Source organism: Rathayibacter sp. AY1F8 (genome assembly GCF_002932165.1).
In the GTDB taxonomy this organism is placed as follows: Bacteria; Actinomycetota; Actinomycetes; order Actinomycetales; family Microbacteriaceae; genus Rathayibacter.
The window spans coordinates 35,689-53,009 of record NZ_PSVB01000003.1 but is presented as its reverse complement, the minus strand read 5'-3'; the positions used below and the strand labels follow the sequence as shown (position 1 = coordinate 53,009).

Genomic DNA, 17,321 nt, shown 5'->3' with positions numbered 1-17,321 from the left:
GTGCTGATGTCCGTCCCACTCGCTGAGCGAAGGTTTCACGTGAAACAAACCGATTCCGCCGGTCTGACCGGAGGCTTCGATTCCTCGACTCCCCTGGCCCGGGAGATCGCGGACATGACCCGCCGGCGCGCACTGCTGAACGCCCAGCCGCTGCCCAAGCCCGAGTCGACGCGCGTCATCACGATCTCGAACCAGAAGGGCGGCGTCGGCAAGACGACGACGACCGTCAACCTCGCCGCCGGGCTCGCCCGCGGTGAGGCGAAGGTGCTCGTCATCGACCTCGATCCGCAGGGCAACGCGTCGACGGCCCTGGGCATCGAGCACCGCGCCGAGACGGCCAGCGTGTACGACGTGATCGTCAACGACACTCCCCTCGCGGACGTCGTGCAGAAGAGCCCGGAGTTCGCCTCGCTCTACGGTGTGCCGGCGACCATCCACCTGGCCGGCGCCGAGATCGAGCTGGTCTCGCTCGTCGCACGCGAGCAGCGTCTCCGTCGTGCGCTCGACCGCATGCTCGACACCATGGACGAGCCGTTCGACTACGTCTTCATCGACTGCCCGCCGTCGCTCGGTCTGCTGACCATCAACGCGTTCGTCGCCGCTCGCGAGGTGCTCATCCCGATCCAGTGCGAGTACTACGCGCTCGAGGGGCTCAGTCAGCTGCTCAAGAACATCGACCTGATCGAGCGGCACCTCAACCCGAACCTCGGTGTCTCGACGATCCTCCTGACCATGTACGACGGCCGCACCAACCTCTCCCAGCAGGTGGCAGCGGATGTCCGAGAGCACTTCCCGAAGGAGGTGCTGCGTGCGGTGATCCCGCGCAACGTGAGGATCTCGGAGGCGCCGAGCTACGGACAGAGCGTGATCAGCTACGACCCGCAGTCGTCCGGCTCGCTGGCGTACCTGGAGGCGGCCGCCGAGATCGCACGACGCGGAGCCCGGAAGACACCCGAGACGGCACACGAAGGAGAGGCACGCTGATGGCGACCAAGCGCACGGGACTCGGCCGGGGGATCGGCTCGCTCATCCCGACCAGCGACGAGTCGCGCTCCCGGCCCGTCGACGTCTTCTTCCCTGATCAGGTCGGCGATTCGGCCCGTGCCGAGGAGCTCCTCGAGGTCCCCGGAGCGCGCTTGGCGCGAATCCCCCTCGCCGACATCACCCCGAATACGGCGCAGCCGCGGTCGGTGTTCGACGAGGACGACCTCGCGGAACTCGTTCACAGCATCCGCGAGTTCGGAGTGCTGCAGCCGATCGTCGTTCGGCCCGTGACGGCTCGCGGCGGAGCGAAGTACGAGCTCGTCATGGGTGAGCGCCGGTTCCGCGCCTCGAAGGCCGCTGGACTGACCACCATCCCCGCGGTCGTCAAGGACACGGCCGACGAGAACATGCTCCGCGACGCGCTGCTGGAGAACCTGCACCGCGCCGACCTCAACCCGCTCGAGGAGGCGTCCGCCTACCAGCAGCTCCTCAGCGACTTCGGGATCACCCAGGAGGCCCTGGCGACGCGGCTCGGACGTTCGCGGCCGCAGATCTCGAACACGCTCCGTCTCCTGCGGCTCCCGGCCGATGTGCAGGCCCGCGTCGCTGCCGGCGTCCTGACCGCAGGACACGCGCGTGCGGTTCTGTCCCTCGACGACGTCGAGATGATGCGCCGCCTGGCCGACAAGATCGTCAACGAGGACCTGTCCGTCCGCGCCGCCGAGGCCGCCGCGGCGCAGATGAAGGCGCCGCGGACGACCACGCGTCCCGTGGTGGAGGAGCAGGGCGGGCACTCCGGACACCTCTCGTCGATCGCGGATCACCTCGGCGACCGGTTGAATACGCGCGTCAAGGTCACCCTGGGCGCACGTAAGGGCCAGATGGTCATCGACTTCGCCACCATCCAGGACTTGAACCGCATCCTCGCCGAGATCGGGGAGCCGACCGAGGTGTCGCTCGCTCCGTAGAGGGCCGGCCTAGCGGCGGCCACTGATTCGCCGTGCGGCTGGCGTGCGCGTGCTCGCGCTGTGTTCTTGGCCGCAATCGCCGATGTGGCGGTATCCGCTCCCCTCGTCGGCACCGCGATCGCAGATCAGCACGCTTGGGGCGATCTTCGAGATGCTTTGTGAGCTGAGGATTCTCGGTTGTCGTCCTCTCTCTGATTGATAGGCCCTTCTGACTGGTACAGTCCGATGAAGTGGTTCCAGGTTCTGCGGGGCCCTGCTTACTCCGGTCCTGGTCGAGAATACGGCTGGTATTGCCGAACGGTGACGATCGCCGGGTATCTGGGGCATTGATCTCTGGATAGAGCAGCGCACGATGCGCCTACATGGCGGTTGAGTAGGCGTGGAGCGCCGGATCTAGGGTTGGCTGAGTTCAGAGATCGTCGGTCTCCGTAGTTCTTGTCGCGTTCAGTGGCTCGCTGGCGGCGCTGGACTGGCACTTGGACTGGTCGCACTCGGTGCGGCTCTCCTCTGCCAGGGGCGACGCCCTCATCGCCGATAGTTGGCGGGAGCAATGTTTCACGTGAAACAGCCGTCCATCCGCCGCTGAGATGAGGACTCCCTTGGCCGACCGTGCATCCCATGTCCCTCGGGAGGAGCGCCTCCTGGGCCTCCAGGCATTGGCTGGCGGGCGGGCAAGTAAGACGAAATACAGTACCCTCCATTTTCGCGGATCGACGCCGATGTGATGAGTGGGTTCGCCGATGTCTTACGGAGGACCCAGTCGGTGGTCGCCCCCAGAGGCACTGAAAGACTCAATGGAAGGGCCGTTTCACGTGAAACGGTGCGCTCTAGGGCGGCCTGGCCATTGAAGAGCTACGATCTCGTCGGGTCAATCAGGAGGCCCTCGTCGGCTGGACTCCCTCCACAGGGCGCAACTTTTCCGATTGAAGTTGCTCAACGGCCGCGGAAGCGTTTCACGTGAAACGCCCCTGCCGAGAACCCTGGACGCACGTGCAGATCATCGTGGGACGGACTTCGACCGCAGTGTTCGAAAGAGATCGCTCGCCTGACTAACGAGATTCAGGCACCACCCCCCGAGGCGGAGTTGAGGTCGGAGAACCAAGCGAGAGGGATCCCTTCCGGCCGTGGGTCTCGATACGTCGCGGTGTGGCTACTCGACGAGCATGGCGACGGGTGCTGGCGTCGATCAGCGTCGATAGAACGAGTTGTTTCCCAGAGATAGCGCGGGTGGCGATTGTGGTGAGCCTCGATTCGACGCACTACTGCTCTTCGCCGGTATGTCTGCTCATATGAGGAAGCGATTGGCGTGGATATCTTGCCCCAGGCAATGCCTCACCTGGTACCCACCGAGGGTGTCCGGGTCTTGATACTCAGCAATGCGCTTCCTCGACCAGCATGACGACGAGGACCAGGTGCCGATGGAAGCCATGGGCCAGGTCGATTCCTGGTGGGTTCAGCGCGACGAGGGGGTCTGACCACGCGGATCTACGGATACTCGACCGGCGCGGCGATGGATGTCTGGCGTTGTGGGAGTCGAGGCGCGGCCTCGGGTTCTTCTCTCGAGTCGGCACTACTGGTCTGCTGACGAAGACCAAGACACGTTGTTGGGCGGCTACTCGACCCATGTCTTAGGAGAAGGGGGCGATCGCAGGTCTCGATATGCCGCGATCCGGCTACTCGTCTGGCATGGTTTCGCGCACTTGTTCACAGCGCTGCAGCCTCGCGACCAGGAGCGGACGCGCAGCGGACCGTTTCACGTGAAACGGCATGGAGTCAGGAGGCGGCGAGCTTCGCGAGGGTGGAGTAGACGTCGCCGAGGTAGCGGCCGGATGCCTCAATGGCCTGGGGAACGAGTGAGGTCTCGGTCATTCCGGGAAGGACGTTCGCGTCGAAGAACCAGGGGAGTCCGGCGTCGTCGATGATGAAGTCGAGCCGCGACAGGTGGCGGAGTCCCAGCAGTTCGTGGATCGCAACGGCCACGCGGGACACCTCCTCCGTGATCTCCGGCGAGATCCGTGCCGGCGTGTAGAAGTGCGTCTCCCCCGCGTTGTAGCGCGCCTCGAATGTGTACTGGCCCGCGACGGGTGCGATTTCGACAGGCGGCAGGGCGAAAGGACCGTCACCGAGGTCGAGAACACCGACGGAGACCTCGGTCCCCTGGATCTGCTGTTCGATGAGCACGACGTCGCCATAGGTGTACGCCTCGACCATCGCTCGCGGGAGCTGCGACGACTCCGTCACGATGCTGACGCCCTGGGCCGAACCGCCCTGAGCGGGCTTCACCACGAGGGAGCCCGGCAGGTGCGCCTCGACCTGCTCCAGAATCCCGGCGGCTCCGAGCTCGCGGAAGGTCTCGCGGGGGAGGGTGACGGAGCGCGGGGTCGAGAAGCCCGCGCGAGCGACGAGCGTCTTCGCGGTCGGCTTGAACCAGGCCAGGCGCGCCGCGTCCGTCTGCGAGCCGACGTAGGCGAAGCCAGCCGCCTCGAGGAGCCCGAGGAGCGCACCGTCCTCACCGCTCGCCCCGTGCACCGCGGGCCAGACGACGTCCGGACGCTTCTGCAGGAGCGTCGAGAGGAGGCCGGCGTCCGGTTCGTGCAGGGAGACGCGGTGGCCCATCGCGGAGAGACGATCCGCCACGCGACGGCCCGACCGCAGGGAGACGTCGCGCTCGTGGCTGATGCCACCGCTGATGACGACGATGTCGAGTGTACGGTCGAGCACAGAGAAATCGGTCATGACCAGGGCTTTCTTATCGAAGGAGCGGTGTCAGGAGACGTTCGGCGGCAGGACGGCGTCACGCTTGCTCGCGTCGGCGTTGCTCAGCCGGCCCGTGCCCGCGAAGGTCGACAGCAGATCGAGCTCTCCGTTGATGACCGTGGCGAGGCGGCGGATGCCGTCACCGATGCGCTCCGGCGTCGGGTAGCAGAACGAGAGGCGGATGTTCTGACGTCCGTCTCCGTTACCGTAGAACGCAGTGCCCGGCGTGTACGCGACGAGCTCCTTCACTGCGCGCGGCAGCATCGCCTTGGAGTCGAGCTCCTCGGGCAGCGTGACCCAGACGTAGAAGCCGCCGTTCGGGTTCGTCCAGCTGAGGCCGGGCAGATGGGTCTGCAGGCCCTTCAGCATCGCTTCCTTCCGCTCGCGGTAGACGCCGCGGAAGGTGTCGATCTGTCCGCGCCAGTCGGCCGTCTCGAGGTACTTCGAGATGACCAGCTGGCTGAAGGACGACGGACTGAGGACGGCCGCCTCGTTGGCGAGGATCAGCCGCTCGCGGATCGCGTGCGGAGCGAGAGCCCAGCCCACCCGGAAGCCGGGAGCGAGCGTCTTCGAGAACGTGCCGAGGTAGATCACTCCGTCCTCCTCCAGCGAGCGCATCGCCTTCGGCGGGACGTCCTCGAAGTAGAGGAGGCCGTACGGGTTGTCCTCGAGCACGAGGATTCCCTCGGACTTGCAGATCTCGAGGATCTCGACGCGGCGCTCCCAGCTGAGGGTCACGCCCGCGGGGTTGTGGAAGGTGGGGATCGTGTACAGGAACTTGATCGTCTTCCCGGCGGCGCGCACGCGGGCGATGTGCTCGCGGAGGGCCGCGGGGATGAGCCCGTGCTCGTCCATGGGGACGTGCTCGACTTCGGCCTGGTACGACCGGAAGATGACCATCGCCGTGACGTAGCTGGGGCCCTCGGAGAGGACGACGTCCCCCGGGTCCAGGAACAGCTTCGAAACGAGCTCCAGGGCGTGCTGAGAGCCCGTGGTGACCACGATGTCGTCCGCGCTGGCGGAGATGCCCTCGAGGGCCATGACGTCGAGGATCTGCTCGCGCAGGACGGGGACGCCCTGGCCCGACCCGTACTGCAGCGCGACGGGCCCCTGCTCCCGCATCACGGTGTCGATGGCGCCGGTCACCAGGTCCTGGGGGAGCGCGGACACGAACGGCATGCCGCCGGCGAGCGAGACCACTTCGGGGCGTGACGCGACGGCGAACAGGGCTCGAACCTCGCTGGCGGCCAGACCGGCCGTGCGCTCCGCATAGGAGTTGTACCAGGGGTCGAGGTTGGTGCCGCGGTTGGTCACGATGGTTCCGCTTCGCTCGGTGGACAGTGTTTCTCCGGCCGGAGCCGGGTGGATCCACAGTACCGGCCGGTCCTGTGCTGCGGCGGGGCGGTCGGGCGCCACCGCAGGGATCGTGGCCTGCGCCCCAGCGGGTCTGTTTCACGTGAAACAGCCCCGGGAACGAGGAGAGCCCCCGTCACGACGTGACAGGGGCTCTCGGAGACCGCAGAGGGCGGTCAGGGGTGCGAACTCAGAGGAACGCGGCCAGGTCGGCCTCGAGGGCCGGCTTCGGCTTGGCGCCGATGACAGTCTTCACGACCTCGCCGTTCTGGTAGACCTTCATCGCCGGGATCGACGTGATCTGGTACTTCGCAGCGGTCTGCGGGTTCTCGTCGACGTTCAGCTTGACGATCTCGATCTTGTCGCCGTGCTCGGCCGAGATCTGGTCGAGGATCGGCGCGACCATGCGGCAGGGGCCGCACCACTCGGCCCAGAAGTCGACCAGGACGGTCTTCTCGGAGTCGAGGACGTCGGACTGGAACGATGCGTCGGTGACGCTCTTCGCGGTGGACATGGTGTTCTCTCCTTCACGAGTCGGCGGGCTGCCGGCTCCGATGTGCGATGACCGGACGGTCAGCGGGTGATGAGCTCGGCCCGGGGTGAGCCTTCGGTGTGGGCGGTGCCATCGGCGAGCGAAGCGAGGTAGTGCTCCGCGTCGAGGGCGGCGACCGTTCCGGATGCCGCGGCGGTGACGGCCTGACGGTAGGTCGGGTCGATCACGTCGCCGGCGGCGAAGACGCCGGGAACGGAGGTCTGGGAGGAGCGGCCGACCACCGAGATGGTGCCCTCGGTGGTGAGGTCGAGCTTGCCGTGCACGACGTGCGTGCGCGGGTCGTTGCCGATCGCGATGAACAGGCCGTCGAGGTCGAGGTGGGACTCGGTGCCGTCGACCGTGTCGCGCAGCTTCACGCCGTCGACGTGGTTCTCGCCGGTGATGCCGGTGACCTCGGCGTTCCAGATGAACTCGATCCTCTCGTTGTCGAAGGCGCGCTTCTGCATGACCTTCGAGGCGCGGAGCGAGTCCTTGCGGTGGATCACGTAGACCTTCGCGGCGTGCTTGGTGAGGAAGGTCGCCTCCTCCATGGCGGAGTCGCCCCCGCCGACGACGGCGATGGTCTTCCCCTTGAAGAAGAAGCCGTCGCAGGTGGCGCACCACGAGACACCGTGTCCCGATAGGCGGTCCTCGTCGTGGAGGCCCAGCTTGCGGTACGCGGATCCGGTCGCGACGACGACGGTCTTCGCCTCGATGCTCTCGCCGGAGCCGAGATGGACGGTCTTGACCTCGCCCTCGAGATCGAGGGAGGTGACGTCGTCGTAGAAGGTCTCGGCGCCGAACTTCTCGGCCTGCGCCTGCATCGAGGTCATCAGCTCGGGGCCGAGGACGCCGTCGGGGAAGCCGGGGAAGTTCTCGACGTCCGTCGTGTTCATCAGGTCGCCGCCGATCTCGACCGACGAGGCCACGACCACCGGGTGCAGCTCGGCGCGCGCCGCGTAGATGGCGGCGGTCCAGCCGGCGGGGCCGGATCCGATGATGACGATGTCGCGCACGGCAACTCCTCGGGGTCTGTACGAGCGGTGACGGGTGGGGCGGGAGCCGAGCACCCGGAGCCGGTCGCTCGAATCGTTCCGCGGCTCCGTGGGCTACAACACATCCTAGGCGGGCACTATTCCGCGGGCCCGGGAGTGCCGGTCGTGCCACGCGCCGCTCGATGCAGCAGCCCAGGAAATGCGATCTGACCAGGCTTTTACCGGAGCAGCATCAGCGGCCGGGTCGGCGGAGCACCGGAGCCAGGACGGCGCGCAGCTCCGGCACCCGGAGGAACCAGAGGACCGCGAAGTAGACGAGCGCCATCACGGTGCCGATCGCGGCCATCGAGAGCAGCGGCTCCACGTAGTTCGAGACGGCGAAACCGCCCGCGCGCGTGCCGCCGAGGGCGACCAGGACGCCGTAGCCGGCGGCGGCCGAGGGCACCGCGGCGAGGACGTACTGCGCGAGCCTCACGAGGATCCGCCTGCCTCCGCGGCCGCCGAGCCGGCGGCGCAGGAGGAGGGCCGCCACGAGGGCCTGCACGCAGATGCCGAGCGAGGTCGCAGCGGCGATGCCGACAGCGGTGCGGTCGGCGGGGAGCCGGAGCACGATCAGGTACCCGGCGACCGCCACGACGACCTGCACCAGGGTGAACAGGAACGGCCGCGCTCCGTCGCTCAGGGCGTAGAACGCGCGCTGCATGATGGCGATCGAGGAGAACAGCGGCAGGGCGATCACGTAGGCCACGGCGATCGCTCCGATGGCCTGCGCGTCCGCGAACGAGTCGGTGAAGACGGAGCCGAACGGCACTGCGACCACGACGATCGCGGCGGCGGCGAAGACGAGCATCATCAGCACCAGGCGGAGCGAGGTGGAGACGTCCGAGCGGAACTCCTTCATCTCCCCCCGTGCGGTGTGGCCGCTCATCTTGGTGAAGTAGGCCATGGCGATCGAGATCGCGATGACCGAGTGGGGCAGCATGAAGATCAGCCACGCCTTCTGCAGCGCCGCGGCCGAGGGCCCCTCGCCGGACGCGGTGGAGGAGACCTGGCTCTCGACGATGCCGGCGACGATGGTCAGCAGCACCGTGGCGAACGACCACAGCGACATCCGCCCGGCCGTGCCGAGGCCGACGCCCCGGAAGCGGAAGTCGGGGCGGTAGCTGAGGCCGACCCTCCGCCAGAAGAGCATCAGGAACAGCGACTGGACGACGATGCCCAGCGTCGCGCTCCCGCCGAGGAGGGTGACCATCGCCGGGGACCACGAGTCGACCGGACGGTTCCCCTCCGGATCGGCGCCGAACAGCACCATGAAGGCGACGAGCCCGGCGATCACCACGACGTTGTTCAGCACGGGCGCCCAGGTGAAGGGGCCGAACGAGCCGCGGGCGTTGAGCACCTCGCCGAGGATCGTGAAGAGGCCGTAGAAGAAGACCTGCGGCAGGCACCAGAACGCGAAGGCGACGGCCAGCTGGTACTGCTCCGGTCCGTAGCCGGGCGCGTAGAGGCGCACGAGCAGGGGAGCGACGACCGTGGCGGCGATCGTGGTCACCAGGAGCAGGCCGAGCGCCAGGGTCAGCAGGCGGTTGATGTAGCCGCGGCCGCCGTCGGCGTCGAGGCCCGCCCGCACGATCTGCGGGACGAGGACGGCGTTCAGAGCGCCGCCCGCGATGATCGAGTAGATCGTGTTGGGCAGCAGGTTCGCCGTCGTGAAGGCGTCCGCGCCCGGCGCGACCGCGGCTCCGATCGTGTTCGCCATGACGATCGACATGATGAAGCCGAGGATCCGCGAGACCATCGTGCCGGAGGCGAGGACGGCGCTCGCGCGTCCGAGGGAGAAGCTAGCCACGCGGGTCCGATCGCTGGTCGTCGAGATCGGGCTGGACCTCGAGCACGGCGTTCGGGTCCTCCTCGTCCTCAGGGGTGTCGCCTCGACGGCGACGGCGGATGTTGCGGAGGATGCCGGCTCCGAAGACGACGACGAGCGCGATCCCGATGACCAGGGTGCCGACGGTCTCCCAGTCGGCGCGGACGCTGGTCGTCATGCCCGTGGGGGTGCCGATGGGGACGCCCTGCGCCGAGGTCAGCTGCAGGCCGAGGCTCGTCTCGCCGTTGCCGACCCGGGCCTTCACGGGGATGAGGACGCGGCCCTGCGAGCGGGCGTCGATCTCGGTGGTCTCGATCGCCTCCTCGTCGATGTCGAGGACGGCGTTCGAGGTCGAGGCCTGGATGCGGACGGCGATCGGCCAGGGGAGCTCGTTGCGGACGTACACGGGGATGCTCGAGTCGCGGGAGACCTGCAGGATGCTGCCGGTCGCGTCGATCGACACCAGCGAGAGCGTCCGGTCGGCCTCGGTCATGGCCACGCCGACGGCGTCGCCCCAGCCGCTGCCGTCTCCGCGCCAGGTCACCGAGAGCAGCGCCAGCACGTCGTTGCGGCTCTTGCCCGACAGCAGCTCCGGCTCCTGCAGCACGGAGGAGAACGCCTCGACCTCGGAGCCGGCGTCGAGCAGGTCGCGCACCCGGTCGAGCCGCGACTCCGACTCCGGCGAGTCGACGACGCTCGCGCCCTCGGTCGCGGGGACGGCGAGGGCGGTGGAGAGGGCGACTCCGCGGGCCCAGGGCAGCGACTCGATCGCGTCGAGGGTCTCGGAGAGGCGCGCGGCGCCGATCGCCGAGCCGCGACCGAGGGTGAGCACGACGTCCGGCGCGGTCCCCTCCTCCTGCACCTCGGCGAGATCGGTGGCGATCTCGGACATGCGGGCGCGCCACTCGGTGTCGTCGGTGGCAGTCGCGGCCGCGTCGAACGCCTCGGTGAGGCGCGAGTCGGCCACGACCAGGTCCGAGTCGCCGACGGTGGCGCGCGAGGTCGTGGTCACCTCCTCCGGCAGCAGGAGACCGGATGAGGGGACGACCGTGCGGTTCATGCCGCTGGCCGCGTAGACGTCGAGGTCCGACCCCCGGAGAGTGCCCTCGTCGGGCCAGGCGACGCTGCCGAGGGAGGTGCTCCAGTCGGAGGCGAGCAGCGACTCGGTGCTCGGACGCGCCGGCAGGTCCTCGGCCGGCTGGTCGGAGTCGACGGCGACCGTGGGCGCCGGGCTGGCGGTGCCGGGGACCGCGGCGAAGCGGGTGTCGTCGATCGCGTACTCGAAGGAGGTGGGAGAGAGGAGGACGGAGAGCCCGGCCTGCGCCTGGGCCGAGACGTCGGCGTCGGCGTACGGCAGGGCGAAGCGCTCGTTCGGCACGGACTGCAGCCGGTCGAGCCAGTCGAGGGCCGACTCCGGAGCGGCGCTGCCGAGGATCCGGATCGAAGCGAGGATGCGCGGGTCGACCCCGATCGTGACGCCCTTCCCCGCGACCGCGTCGAGCTGCCGGGTGAGGGTCCCCGTGCCGTCGGTGTAGTCGGCGAGGGCCTCGGCCGAGAGCAGGCCGTCGGCCGTGTCCGGGACGGTGAGCGGGACGAGGACGCTGACGCCGGTCTCGCGCTCCGGGGCCACCGCGTCGTCGGTCAGCTCGACGGCGGTGCGAGCGGTCGAGACGACACCACCCGGACCGGTGACCGTGACGAGGACGGCGTGGGTGCCGAGCGCGGTCCGGTCGTTGGAGAAGGGGATCTGGTCGACCGGCACGGTGAGGCCGGCCTCGGCGGTGCTGGAGGGCAGCAGGCGCAGCTGGGCGGTCGCACGGACCGGGTCGGTGTCGTTGTCGGCCTCGGCGTCGAGCCAGTCGTGCAGCTCCGCGCGGGTGTCGAGGGTGGCGTAGGAGAGGGCGACCGTCACGTCGGCGCTGTCGATCGCCTCGGTGGTGCCGTTGCGCACGGCGATCGAGAGCTCGAGGTCCTGGCCGGGCCGCAGGACGCCGTCACTGCCGGCCCCGGCGGTCGTGGTGACGGTGCCGGGAGCGGGCGTCGAGGTCGCCGTCGCGGCGGCGACCGGGGCCGCGAGGGCGGGGGAGGCCACGCCGGTCAGGCCGAGCGCGAGAGCGGCGGCACCTGCCGAGCGGAGCAGGAGGAGGGCCGCCCGCGAGCGGCGGGAGCGGAGGGAGGGGTCGCGCCGATGCATCGGACTCACTCGGCCTCCATGCGGGTGATTCTACGGGCAGCCCTCCTCGGGGCAGGCGGTGCGTCCGCTGTGCAGGCGGTTCCCCCCCCGTAACCCCCTGGCACGGTCACCCGCTGCCGGGACACCCCCCGCCACTAGGATCGTGCGAATGCACAGCGTCCAGACCGCTCTCGAGACCCTCCGCGCGCTCGCGGGGACGCCCACGGTGACGCGGCTGGCGGAGGCGTTCGCAGCCCAGGGCCACGAGCTCGCGCTGGTCGGCGGCCCGGTCCGCGACGCCTTCCTCGGCCACGGCGTGCACGACCTCGACTTCACCACCTCCGCACGCCCCGACGACATCGTGCGGATCGTCGCTCCGATCGCCGAGGCGCACTGGGACATCGGCCGGGCCTTCGGCACGATCGGCGCTCGCGTGGCCGGCGAGACGGTCGAGATCACGACCTACCGCAGCGACAGCTACGACGGGGTGAGCCGCAAGCCCGAGGTCGAGTTCGGCGACTCGCTCGAGGGCGACCTGGTGCGGCGCGACTTCACGGTCAACGCGATGGCGCTGCGGCTTCCGGAGGTCGTCCTCGTCGATCCCTCGGGAGGAGTGGAGGACCTGCTCGCCGGCCGGCTGCGCACCCCCTCCCCCGCCGACCTCTCCTTCGGCGACGATCCGCTCCGGATGCTCCGCGGCGCGCGCTTCACCTCGCAGCTCGGCTTCCGCACCACCGACGAGGTCGAGTGGGCGATGGCCGAGCTCGCCGGACGGATCGACGACGTCTCGGCGGAGCGCGTGCAGGAGGAGCTGCGGAAGCTCCTCGCGACCGCCACGCCCCGTGCCGGCCTGGAGCTGCTCGTCGACACCGGTCTGGCCGGTCGCTTCCTCCCGGAGCTGCCCGCGCTGCGCCTGGAGCAGGACGAGCACCACCACCACAAGGACGTCTACACCCACAGCCTCACCGTGCTGGAGCAGGCGATCGCGCTGGAGGAGTCGCGGCACCCCGGAGCCGCGCCCGACGTCGTGCTGCGGCTCGCCGCCCTCCTGCACGACATCGGGAAGCCGGCCACGCGGCGGCTCGAGCCGGGCGGAGCGGTGAGCTTCCACCACCACGACCTGGTCGGCTCCAAGCTCGCGATCAAGCGGATGCGCGCACTGAAGTTCGACAACCAGACGACGAAGGACGTGGCCCGCCTCATCGAGCTGCACCTGCGCTTCTTCGGGTACACGGACGGCGCGTGGACCGACTCCGCGGTGCGCCGCTACGTGACCGACGCCGGGCACCTGCTCGAGCGGCTGCACATCCTCACCCGCGCCGACGTGACCACGCGCAACCGCCGCAAGGCCGACCGGCTCGCGCACGCCTACGACGACCTCGAGGCGCGCATCGCGGAGCTCGCCGAGAAGGAGGAGCTCGCCTCCAAGCGCCCCGACCTCGACGGCACGCGGATCATGGAGATCCTCGGCCTCGCCCCGGGCCCCGAGGTCGGGCAGGCGTACCGGTTCCTGTTGGAGCTGCGGCTCGAGGAGGGTCCGCTCGGCGAGGAGGTCGCGACGCAGCGGCTCCGCGAGTGGTGGGCGTCGCGCTGAGGCGCTGAGCCGGGCCCCGTGCTCGCCTCGCCCTGCGCCCGGGATGGTGCGCCTCGAGCGGATCCGTCCGGCGCGTCGCGGCGGTCCTGTTGTAGTCTGTACAGGTTGTCCACGACCAGACGCACTCGCGTCCGCGGGAGTGGGCAGATGCTACATACCCTCCTGTCACGGAAATACCGTGGCCGTTCAGTCCGAAGGAGGTGGGTTAGTGACGCATCAGTACGAGATCATGGTCATCCTGGACCCCGAGATCGATGAGCGCACCGTCGCTCCGAGTCTCGACAAGTTCCTCAACGTCATCCGCACCGATGGTGGATCCATCGACAAGGTCGACGTCTGGGGCCGCCGTCGTCTGGCGTACGAGATCAACAAGAAGTCCGAGGGCATCTACGCCGTCGTCGACTTCACGTCGACCTCCGCCGCAGCGAACGAGCTCGACCGTCAGCTGAAGCTGTCCGAGGCCGTCATGCGCACCAAGGTGCTGCGGGCCGAAGAGGGCATCGCCCAGGTCGCGGCCGCCGCGAAGCTCGCCGACGAGAAGGCCGCCCGCAAGGCCGCCAAGGCCTCGGCCGCTCCCAAGGCGTAGCGCTCATGGCCGGCGAGACGATCATCACCGTGGTGGGGAACCTCACCGCCGACCCCGAGCTGCGCTACACGCAGGGCGGGCTCGCGGTCGCGAACTTCACCATCGCCTCCACGCCGCGCACCTTCGACCGTCAGGCGAACGACTGGAAGGACGGCGAAGCGCTGTTCCTCCGCGCCTCCGTCTGGCGCGAGTTCGCCGAGAACGTCGCAGGAACGCTGACCAAGGGCAGCCGCGTCATCGCGACCGGCCGCCTGAAGCAGCGCTCCTACGAGACGAAGGAAGGCGAGAAGCGCACCAGCATCGAGCTCGAGATCGACGAGATCGGGCCCTCGCTGCGCTACGCGACCGCGCAGGTCACGCGCGCCTCCGGTGGAGGCGGACGCGGCCAGGCCGGTGGCGGCCAGGGCAACGGCGGTCAGATCGGCGGCGGCCAGGGCGGCTTCGGCGGCGGCGGTCAGGGGGGCTCCGGCAACGCCGGCGGCAACCGTGGCGGTCAGGCCGAGGAGCCGTGGGCGCCGAGCGCTCCCGCCGGTGGCGACGTGTGGAGCACGCCGGGCAGCTACAACGACGAGACGCCGTTCTGAGCCTCGGCTCGGACGCTCTCCTCACCTGAATCACGCCTCCCCCGCACCGCGATCGCTCGCGGCGGGGCAGGGGCGAACCAGAATCTAAGGAAACCACTATGGCTGGAAAGAGCAGCGGCGACCGCCGCAAGCCGATCCGCGGCAAGGGCGCGAAGAACGCGGCCCCCGCGAAGTCGGTCCGCGTGGGTGTCATCGACTACAAGGACGTCGCGACCCTCCGCAAGTTCATCTCGGAGCGCGGGAAGATCCGCGCCCGTCGTATCACCGGCGTCTCCGTTCAGGAGCAGCGCCTCATCGCCCGTGCCGTCAAGAACGCCCGCGAGATGGCGCTCCTGCCCTACGCCGGCAGCGGAAGGTAGGTAACGGTATGTCCAAGGTCATCCTGACCCACGAGGTCGACGGACTCGGCTCGGCCGGCGACGTCGTCGACGTGAAGAACGGGTTCGCCCGCAACTACCTCATCCCGCAGGGCTTCGGCGTCGCGTGGACCCGCGGTGGCGAGAAGCAGGTCGAGCAGATCAAGTCGGCGCGAGCCGCTCGTGAGCACAAGACCATCGAAGAGGCCCAGCACACCAAGCAGGTCCTCGAGGCCAACCGCGTGAAGCTGACGGTCAAGGCCGGCAAGGACGGCCGCCTGTTCGGCTCGGTGAAGACCTCCGACATCGCGAACGCGGTGGCGGCGGCAGGATTCGGCGAGCTCGACAAGCGCAAGATCGTCATCTCGAACGCGATCAAGCACGTCGGCGAGCACGAGGCCGTGGTGCGTCTGCGCGACGACATCCAGGCCACTGTGAAGCTGCAGGTGGTCGCGGCCAAGTAAGGCCGCGAGAACGCCGCGGAGGGCGGTGCGACGGGACTTCCGAGTCCCCTCGCACCGCCCTTCGTCGTTCCCGTTCTCCACAGCTCCATCCACATACACCCTCCGGCGGGACCAACCTTCACTGTGGTCTTGAGACTCTTTTCCCCACACACCTGTGGAAAGCAGGAAATGCCTGGTCAAGAGCCGGAAAAAACTTGCTGAGGGCCGCTGATCCCACAGGGTTGTCCACACGTTGCCCACAGTGGGCCCGGCGTTTCCCCTCGGTTCTGCACAGCTCTCTCCACAGGGCGGTTTGCGTGCCGCGGGCGGCGGTCCGTAGGGTGGCGCAGCGCCCCGCGAGGGGTGCGGGCAGGCGCCCGCGCGCCGCTGTCGGAGGTCGCTGGTAGACCGGATCCCGGCACCGGCTCGACCGGACGCGCAGCACCCGACAGGAGGAGGCGAAGGCATGACGATCGCGCACCTGGCGGTACCCGGCTCGGACGGACGGGACGGTCGCGGTGACCGCGGCGAGTCGCGCGGGAACGAGCGGACCCCTCCGCACGACCTCCTCGCCGAGCAGTCGGCGCTGGGCGGCATGCTGCTCTCGAAGGACGCGGTCGCCGATGTCGTCGAGAGCGTCAAGGGCACCGACTTCTACATCCCCAAGCACGAGATCGTCTTCGACGCGATCCTCGCCCTCTACTCGCACGGCGAGCCGACCGACGTCATCGCGGTCACCGACGAGCTCACGAAGCAGGGCGAGCTGCAGCGGGCCGGCGGCGCCGACTACCTGCACACGCTCACCTCGATGGTCCCCACCGCGGCCAACGCCGGGTACTACGCCTCCATCGTCGCCGAGCGCGCTCTGCTGCGCCGCCTCGTCGAGGCGGGCACCCGCATCGCGCAGATGGGCTACCAGGGCGAGGGCGAGGTGCTCGACCTGGTCAACACGGCGCAGGCCGAGATCTACAACGTCACCGGCTCCGAGACGGCGGAGGACTACGTCCCGCTGACCGACGCGGTGACCGTCGCGATCGACGAGATCGAGGCGGCCGCTCACAAGGACGGCAGCTTCACCGGCGTCCCCACCGGCTTCGCCGACCTCGACGACCTGACCAACGGCTTCCACGCCGGGCAGATGATCATCGTCGCCGCGCGCCCCGCGCTCGGAAAGTCGACGCTGGCGCTCGACTTCGCCCGCGCCGCCGCGATCAAGCACAACATGGCCACGATCTTCTTCTCCCTCGAGATGGGGCGCAGCGAGATCGCGATGCGCCTCCTCTCGGCCGAGGCGTCCGTGCCGCTGCAGCACATGCGCAAGGGCACGGTCGACCAGCGCGACTGGACGACCATCGCCTCCACCCGCGGCCGGATCAACGACGCGCCGCTCTACATCGACGACTCGCCCAACATGACCCTCGTCGAGATCCGGGCGAAGTGCCGCCGGCTCAAGCAGCGGGTCGGGCTCAAGATGGTCGTCATCGACTACCTGCAGCTGATGACCTCCGGCAAGAAGGTCGAGAGCCGCCAGCAGGAGGTCTCGGAGTTCTCCCGTGCCCTCAAGCTCCTCGCGAAGGAGCTGCAGGTGCCGGTCATCGCGCTCTCGCAGCTGAACCGAGGCCCCGAGCAGCGCGCCGACAAGCTCCCCGCCATCTCGGACCTCCGCGAGTCCGGCTCGATCGAGCAGGACGCCGACATGGTGATCCTCCTGCATCGCGAGAGCGCCTACGAGAAGGACAACCCGCGCGCGGGCGAGGCCGACCTCATCGTCGCCAAGCACCGCAACGGCCCGACCCGCACGGTCACTGTGGGCTTCCACGGCCACTTCTCGCGCTTCGCCGACATCCCGGCGGTCTGACGTGACAGGCGCCGCTGCCGTTCCCGAGCCCGTCGACGTCCCGCTGGGCGGCGGGTCGATCCGCCTGGGCCAGTTCCTCAAGTTCGCGGGGATCCTCTCGGGCGGCGAGGCCAAGGAGGCGGTCGCCGAGGGGATGGTGACCGTCAACGGCGAGGTGGATCTGCGCCGCGGGCGCCAGCTCGCCGTCGGCGACGTCGTCGGGTTCGATCGGAACCGCTTCCGCGTCTGCGAGTGAGGGCGGCCGCCCCTCGGCGGTGCGATCGGCCGAGAC

At 69.1% G+C, this 17,321-nt stretch carries 15 protein-coding genes; 9 read left to right on the top strand and 6 right to left on the bottom strand.

Going from position 1 to position 17,321, the window contains the following annotated elements:
• Positions 1-114: 114 nt before the first annotated feature.
• Complete coding sequence (locus C5C35_RS03480) at positions 115-984, top strand: ParA family protein (RefSeq protein WP_104247021.1); 870 nt, start codon at positions 115-117, stop codon at positions 982-984.
• Positions 984-1,952, top strand: coding sequence for a ParB/RepB/Spo0J family partition protein (locus C5C35_RS03475; protein ID WP_104262574.1), 969 nt, complete (start codon positions 984-986; stop codon positions 1,950-1,952). The genes C5C35_RS03480 and C5C35_RS03475 overlap by 1 nt, the downstream gene beginning before the upstream one ends.
• 1,773 nt (positions 1,953-3,725) lie before the next feature.
• Here the strand turns inward: C5C35_RS03475 and C5C35_RS03470 are convergent.
• The 6 genes from C5C35_RS03470 to C5C35_RS03445 form a co-directional block, all read right to left on the bottom strand.
• Complete coding sequence (locus C5C35_RS03470) at positions 3,726-4,688, bottom strand: ATP-grasp domain-containing protein (protein ID WP_104262573.1); 963 nt, start codon at positions 4,686-4,688, stop codon at positions 3,726-3,728.
• Between the two features lie 30 nt (positions 4,689-4,718).
• The gene (locus tag C5C35_RS03465; protein WP_104233029.1) at positions 4,719-6,023 is read right to left on the bottom strand and encodes a PLP-dependent aminotransferase family protein; all 1,305 of its coding nucleotides are present in this window, start codon (positions 6,021-6,023) and stop codon (positions 4,719-4,721) included.
• A gap of 229 nt (positions 6,024-6,252) precedes the next feature.
• Complete coding sequence (gene trxA, locus C5C35_RS03460; RefSeq protein WP_104247024.1) at positions 6,253-6,576, bottom strand: thioredoxin; 324 nt, start codon at positions 6,574-6,576, stop codon at positions 6,253-6,255.
• A 59-nt stretch (positions 6,577-6,635) separates the two neighbouring features.
• A complete protein-coding gene (gene trxB / locus C5C35_RS03455; protein ID WP_104225794.1) occupies positions 6,636-7,610 on the bottom strand; it encodes a thioredoxin-disulfide reductase in 975 nt (324 codons plus the stop codon).
• Between the two features lie 211 nt (positions 7,611-7,821).
• On the bottom strand, positions 7,822-9,438 hold the full coding sequence (murJ, locus tag C5C35_RS03450) for a murein biosynthesis integral membrane protein MurJ (protein WP_258068993.1): 1,617 nt from the start codon (positions 9,436-9,438) through the stop codon (positions 7,822-7,824).
• A complete protein-coding gene (locus tag C5C35_RS03445) occupies positions 9,431-11,650 on the bottom strand; it encodes a DUF6049 family protein (RefSeq protein WP_104262572.1) in 2,220 nt (739 codons plus the stop codon). Before C5C35_RS03445 ends, murJ begins: the two co-directional genes overlap by 8 nt.
• 148 nt (positions 11,651-11,798) lie before the next feature.
• Here C5C35_RS03445 and C5C35_RS03440 point away from each other — a divergent pair, with 148 nt between their 5' ends.
• The 7 genes from C5C35_RS03440 to C5C35_RS03410 all read left to right on the top strand — a co-directional run bounded on the left by C5C35_RS03440 (position 11,799) and on the right by C5C35_RS03410 (position 17,285).
• Positions 11,799-13,223, top strand: a complete 1,425-nt coding sequence (locus C5C35_RS03440; RefSeq protein WP_104262571.1) for a CCA tRNA nucleotidyltransferase — start codon at positions 11,799-11,801, stop codon at positions 13,221-13,223.
• Between the two features lie 208 nt (positions 13,224-13,431).
• Positions 13,432-13,809, top strand: coding sequence for a 30S ribosomal protein S6 (gene rpsF, locus C5C35_RS03435; RefSeq protein WP_068207796.1), 378 nt, complete (start codon positions 13,432-13,434; stop codon positions 13,807-13,809).
• Between the two features lie 5 nt (positions 13,810-13,814).
• The gene (locus tag C5C35_RS03430; RefSeq protein ID WP_104222691.1) at positions 13,815-14,393 is read left to right on the top strand and encodes a single-stranded DNA-binding protein; all 579 of its coding nucleotides are present in this window, start codon (positions 13,815-13,817) and stop codon (positions 14,391-14,393) included.
• Positions 14,394-14,491: 98 nt separating this feature from the next.
• Complete coding sequence (rpsR, locus tag C5C35_RS03425; RefSeq protein ID WP_055784551.1) at positions 14,492-14,752, top strand: 30S ribosomal protein S18; 261 nt, start codon at positions 14,492-14,494, stop codon at positions 14,750-14,752.
• An 8-nt stretch (positions 14,753-14,760) separates the two neighbouring features.
• Complete coding sequence (gene rplI, locus C5C35_RS03420) at positions 14,761-15,213, top strand: 50S ribosomal protein L9 (protein ID WP_104222692.1); 453 nt, start codon at positions 14,761-14,763, stop codon at positions 15,211-15,213.
• 445 nt (positions 15,214-15,658) lie between these two features.
• Positions 15,659-17,050: a replicative DNA helicase gene (gene dnaB / locus C5C35_RS03415; protein WP_104225797.1), complete on the top strand. Its 1,392-nt coding sequence runs from the start codon at positions 15,659-15,661 to the stop codon at positions 17,048-17,050.
• Position 17,051: 1 nt separating this feature from the next.
• Positions 17,052-17,285, top strand: coding sequence for an RNA-binding S4 domain-containing protein (locus C5C35_RS03410; protein ID WP_104247028.1), 234 nt, complete (start codon positions 17,052-17,054; stop codon positions 17,283-17,285).
• Positions 17,286-17,321: the final 36 nt, after the last annotated feature.